This is a genomic window from Mesorhizobium sp. P2_D5 (assembly GCF_056404355.1).
On the sequence record NZ_JBFUEE010000018.1, the window covers coordinates 2,501 to 7,746 of the forward strand.

A 5,246-nucleotide genomic window follows, 5' to 3' on the forward strand; every position below is an offset into this window, starting at 1 on the left:
AAAAGATTTGCGGGAAGCTTTCTTGGCTTTCCCGCCTGTTCTGTTTGACATCGTAAAGAGAAGATTTGTTCGAACTTCATGAGCCCAAAAGGCTTGTGATTTGTCGCGGGAGACGCTCAATCTCCCGCATATGATGGGTTTGCCTAACCGCACCCTCGAACCGATCTCGAGAAGCTGGTCTTTTTGTGCCAATGACATCGGGCTAAATCCCGCACAGGATTTGGCCCATGCGACGATCCCTTCGGGGTCGCGCTGAAGCAGGATCCTTCGGGATTTGGCTGAAGCGACGATCTCTTCGAGATCGCGCAGGTGGGCATTGGCAATGAGAACGATCAAGTGTCTTAAGGGCAATTGGTGGATGCCTTGGCATGCACAGGCGATGAAGGACGTGATACGCTGCGATAAGCTACGGGGAGGTGCGAATACCCTTTGATCCGTAGATTTCCGAATGGGGAAACCCACCTAAGGTACTTGGAAAATCAGAGCAGCAGGCCGGCGCGTTCCCTTTGGGGGCGCGTTGGAGCGACAATCTCTTCGAGATTGCGCTGATGCTGCTGTGGTTTCCAAGTATCGATAATAGGTAACTTACCCTGAATACATAGGGGTAAAGTGGCGAACGCGGGGAACTGAAACATCTAAGTACCCGTAGGAAAGGACATCAACCGAGACTCCGGAAGTAGCGGCGAGCGAACCCGGACCAGGCCAGTGGCGATGATGAGACAAGCGGAACCTTCTGGAAAGTAGGGCCATAGTGGGTGACAGCCCCGTACGCGTAATGCAAATCATCGTCCTCGAGTAAGGCGGGACACGTGAAATCCTGTCTGAAATTGGGGGGACCACCCTCCAAGCCTAAGTACTCGTGCATGACCGATAGCGAACTAGTACCGTGAGGGAAAGGTGAAAAGCACCCCGACAAGGGGAGTGAAAGAGTACCTGAAACCGATTGCCTACAAACAGTGGAAGCCCAAGGTTCGTCCTGGGTGACCACGTACCTTTTGTATAATGGGTCAGCGACTTAGTGTGACGAGCAAGCTTAAACCGCTAGGTGTAGGCGCAGCGAAAGCGAGTCTGAACAGGGCGTTCAGTTCGTCGCATTAGACCCGAAACCGAGTGATCTAGCCATGAGCAGGTTGAAGGTAAGGTAACACTTACTGGAGGACCGAACCCATAACTGTTGCAATAGTTCGGGATGACTTGTGGCTAGGGGTGAAAGGCCAATCAAACTCGGAAATAGCTGGTTCTCCGCGAAATCTATTTAGGTAGAGCGTCGACCGAATACCCCAGGGGGTAGAGCACTGGATGGGCTAGGGGTCCTCACCGGATTACCAAACCTAACCAAACTCCGAATACCTGGGAGTACTAGTCGGCAGACACACGGCGGGTGCTAACGTCCGTCGTGAAAAGGGAAACAACCCTGACCTACAGCTAAGGTCCCCAAGTTATGGCTAAGTGGGAAAGGATGTGAGGATCCCAAAACAACCAGGATGTTGGCTTAGAAGCAGCCATCATTTAAAGAAAGCGTAACAGCTCACTGGTCTAAATAAGGGTCTTTGCGCCGAAAATGTAACGGGGCTAAAGCCATACACCGAAGCTTAGGGTTCGTGAGCAATCACGAGCGGTAGCGGAGCGTTCTGTAAGCTGATGAAGCCATACCCGTGAGGGGTGGTGGAGGTATCAGAAGTGCGAATGCTGACATGAGTAACGTAAGGGGAGTGAGAGACTCCCCCGCCGAAAGACCAAGGGTTCCTGCTTAAAGCTAATCTGAGCAGGGTTAGCCGGCCCCTAAGACGAGGCGGAAACGCGTAGTCGATGGGAACCACGTTAATATTCGTGGGCTTGGAGGTAGTGACGGATCATTGAGGTAGTCCAATCTTATCGGATTGAACGGGCTGCTGCGTGGTTCCAGGAAATAGCTCCTCCTTATAAACCGTACCCGAAACCGACACTGGTGGTCTGGTAGAGTATACCAAGGCGCTTGAGAGAACTATGCTGAAGGAACTCGGCAAATTGCACGCGTAACTTCGGAAGAAGCGTGACCCTTTTCCACGCAAGTGGAGGAGGGTGGCACAGACCAGGGGGTAGCGACTGTTTATCAAAAACACAGGGCTCTGCGAAGTCGCAAGACGACGTATAGGGTCTGACGCCTGCCCGGTGCTGGAAGGTTAAGAGGAGGGGTGCAAGCTCTGAATCGAAGCCCCAGTAAACGGCGGCCGTAACTATAACGGTCCTAAGGTAGCGAAATTCCTTGTCGGGTAAGTTCCGACCTGCACGAATGGCGTAACGACTTCCCCGCTGTCTCCAGCATAGACTCAGTGAAATTGAATTCCCCGTGAAGATGCGGGGTTCCTGCGGTTAGACGGAAAGACCCCGTGCACCTTTACTATAGCTTTACATTGGCATTCGTAGTGGCATGTGTAGGATAGGTGGTAGGCTTTGAAACCTGGGCGCCAGCTCAGGTGGAGCCACCCTTGAAATACCACCCTTATTACTATGGATGTCTAACCGCGGCCCGTTATCCGGGTCCGGGACAATGTATGGTGGGTAGTTTGACTGGGGCGGTCGCCTCCTAAAGAGTAACGGAGGCGCGCGATGGTGGGCTCAGAACGGTCGGAAATCGTTCGCTGAGTGCAATGGCATAAGCCTGCCTGACTGCGAGACTGACAAGTCGAGCAGAGACGAAAGTCGGTCATAGTGATCCGGTGGTCCCGCGTGGAAGGGCCATCGCTCAACGAATAAAAGGTACGCCGGGGATAACAGGCTGATGACCCCCAAGAGTCCATATCGACGGGGTTGTTTGGCACCTCGATGTCGACTCATCGCATCCTGGGGCTGGAGCAGGTCCCAAGGGTATGGCTGTTCGCCATTTAAAGCGGTACGTGAGTTGGGTTCAGAACGTCGTGAGACAGTTCGGTCCCTATCTGCCGTGGGTGTAGGAATATTGAAAGGATCTGTCCCTAGTACGAGAGGACCGGGATGGACGGATCTCTGGTGGACCTGTTGTGGCGCCAGCCGCATAGCAGGGTAGCTATATCCGGACGGGATAACCGCTGAAGGCATCTAAGCGGGAAACCCACCTTAAAACGAGTATTCCCTGAGAACCGTGGAAGACGACCACGTTGATAGGCCGGGTGTGGAAGAGCGGCAACGCTTGAAGCTTACCGGTACTAATAGTTCGATCGGCTTGATCGTTCTCATTCCTTATGCCCATCTGACGAAGTCAGATGGTTTGTTCTCACTCACGCTTGTTCTGCCCTGCGGGCGGCGCTACGTGGGTGCGGCGCATCGGCGCCGACGGTCGGTCGACCTTGCGAAGCTTCGCTTCGAAGGGCCAGACCCCAAGAACAGCCAGGCACAAAAAAGACCAGCGAAAAGCTCCGAGACGGCCAAAAAATAGGTAATCCCTATTGGCTACTCACTAATAGCTATTCGCTCAAAAGCTTCTCGAACAACGTGCGTTTTGCCGACCTGGTGGTTATGGCGGAGCGGCTGCACCCGATCCCATTCCGAACTCGGCCGTGAAACGCTCCAGCGCTGATGGTACTTCGTCTCAAGACGCGGGAGAGTAGGTCGCTGCCAGGTCTGCCAAACGCACGTTGATCTCACATCCAAATCGGATGGAGAGAAATCTTCTCTTTATGAAAAGGCCCGCCAACGGGATCACGGGCCGCGTAAGCGGCCCTTTCATTTGGTGAGGCTTCTACCTATCTGTAGGCGATCCCTATCGTAGGCTTGCGCTTACTTCTAGTTGACGCGGGGTGGAGCAGCCCGGTAGCTCGTCAGGCTCATAACCTGAAGGTCACAGGTTCAAATCCTGTCCCCGCAACCAAATTAAAACAGCCCGGCCAAGCCCGGGCTGTTTTTGTGTCCGGCCGACCGTGGCCATGGATTCGAACCCCTCAGGGGCCCGCAAGCAGGCATAGTCGACCCAGCCGGACAAATAAGACAAAGCCTGTCCCCGAAACCAAACGCCCGCCTGGCCAAAAGCCGGCGGGCGTTGCGCGTTTGGAGCATATGTGAGCCGTAGATCGACAGACGCGAACTCCAACCGGATCGCCGACGCGCTCGGGATGCCATTTCTGTCCGGTTTTGTCGTGTCACGCAGACATTGTCGTTTGCGTCGCGCGCATGCTGCCTTGGAGATGACGACCGCGGGCATCGACTTTGCACGCCGCTCCTCGATCGCGCCGGCGCCCTCAAGGCAGGAGGTTGCCATGCCAAATTACGCTTTAAACGACCACTATGAGAGCTTCATCAGGAAGCAGCTCGAATCAGGCCGCTATAACAATGCCAGCGAGGTTGTCCGCGCTGGCCTGCGCATGCTTGAGGACTTCGAGGCGGAGCGAGAGAAATGGCTGCGTGAGGACGTACCGTCGCGCCTGGCCGAGCTCCAGCGGGATCCAACGAAAGGGACCCCTGCCGACACGGTGTTTTCGCGGCTGGAGGCGCGTCATCGCGCGAAACAGGCGAAAGCCAAGTAGGGGATGGACTATCAGATTGTCTTCCATCCCAAGGCGGAGTCCGAGCTGGAAGCGCTGTATGACGACATAGCGGAACGCGCATCGCCTGCGATCGCCTGGAATTTCGTTGTGGGTATCCGCGAGCATTGTCTCGACCTGTCGACTTTTCCACAGCGCGGCACCGAGCGGGTCGAGATCATGCCTGGGGCTGCGGATTGTTGGGTGCCGGCGCACTGTCAGCATTGCATTCGCCGTCGAGGGCGAGCGGGTACTGATTTTGGGCGTCCTTTACGCGCCGGCCGCAACATCACGCGGGAATTGCTTGAAGAACGGCTCTAACCGGCGCTCAAGCAGGGCGCGGCCAGGGCGCTCCGCCAAGCGCGACCAGCGATTTCGGGCCGATGGCATCCGCCCGGCGCTGATCTGGTGGCGTGCTTCATGCGGATAAGCTGCACCGGAAAGCCGGTCACAATCGAGCCAAGCCAACTCACAAATTCGGGCCTCGCCGAGATCTCCACGAGAAATCGAAAAAAGGATGATCTTGGCTGTTGACAGTTGTTGAGGGTGGCGACTATATACGCCTCACCAACGAGGGCGGCACGCCGCTGGCGACGAAGAAGTTTGCTTCTAAGCCTGCCCGTTGTGAGATTCAAGAGAGCCGCGTAAGCGACACTCGGACGGCCCCGGAGCCAAAAGCGAAACGGGCCACGACACTGCGTCTGCGGTGTCTGTTCTTTGAAAATTGAATATTGAAGAAAGAGAAACGTGGGCGGCAGAGTCCTGCTGAAC

The 5,246-nt window shown here is 55.5% G+C and carries 3 protein-coding genes, 1 tRNA gene and 2 rRNA genes (1 of these 6 cut by a window edge); 5 read left to right on the plus strand and 1 reads right to left on the minus strand.

Annotated features, from left to right (window positions below):
- On the minus strand, positions 1 to 336 hold the 5' portion of the coding sequence (locus AC1DYW_RS32985; protein WP_477228969.1) for a hypothetical protein. The gene continues 9 nt to the left of window position 1, outside the view; the window shows 336 of its 345 coding nt (coding positions 1-336); the start codon lies at positions 334 to 336; its stop codon lies beyond the left edge, outside the window.
- On the opposite strand from AC1DYW_RS32985, the gene AC1DYW_RS32990 reads away from it, so the two are divergent.
- From AC1DYW_RS32990 to AC1DYW_RS33010, 5 genes are all read left to right on the plus strand, one after another.
- Positions 331 to 3,189, plus strand: a 23S ribosomal RNA gene (locus tag AC1DYW_RS32990). The genes AC1DYW_RS32985 and AC1DYW_RS32990 overlap by 6 nt on opposite strands.
- 275 nt (positions 3,190 to 3,464) lie before the next feature.
- Positions 3,465 to 3,579 (plus strand): 5S ribosomal RNA (rrf, locus tag AC1DYW_RS32995).
- Between the two features lie 170 nt (positions 3,580 to 3,749).
- Positions 3,750 to 3,826: transfer RNA gene (locus tag AC1DYW_RS33000), tRNA-Met, on the plus strand.
- 385 nt (positions 3,827 to 4,211) lie between these two features.
- Positions 4,212 to 4,478, plus strand: a complete 267-nt coding sequence (locus AC1DYW_RS33005; RefSeq protein ID WP_457154385.1) for a type II toxin-antitoxin system ParD family antitoxin — start codon at positions 4,212 to 4,214, stop codon at positions 4,476 to 4,478.
- A 3-nt stretch (positions 4,479 to 4,481) separates the two neighbouring features.
- The gene (locus AC1DYW_RS33010) at positions 4,482 to 4,796 is read left to right on the plus strand and encodes a type II toxin-antitoxin system RelE/ParE family toxin (RefSeq protein ID WP_477228970.1); all 315 of its coding nucleotides are present in this window, start codon (positions 4,482 to 4,484) and stop codon (positions 4,794 to 4,796) included.
- The last annotated feature ends 450 nt before the right edge of the window (positions 4,797 to 5,246 follow it).

Excerpts from the sequence above, each read along its gene's own strand:
- AC1DYW_RS33010 (WP_477228970.1), top strand. The coding sequence starts at position 4,482 with ATGGACTATCAGATTGTCTTCCATCCCAAGGCGGAGTCCGAGCTGGAA.
- AC1DYW_RS33005 (WP_457154385.1), top strand. The coding sequence starts at position 4,212 with ATGCCAAATTACGCTTTAAACGACCACTATGAGAGCTTCATCAGGAAG.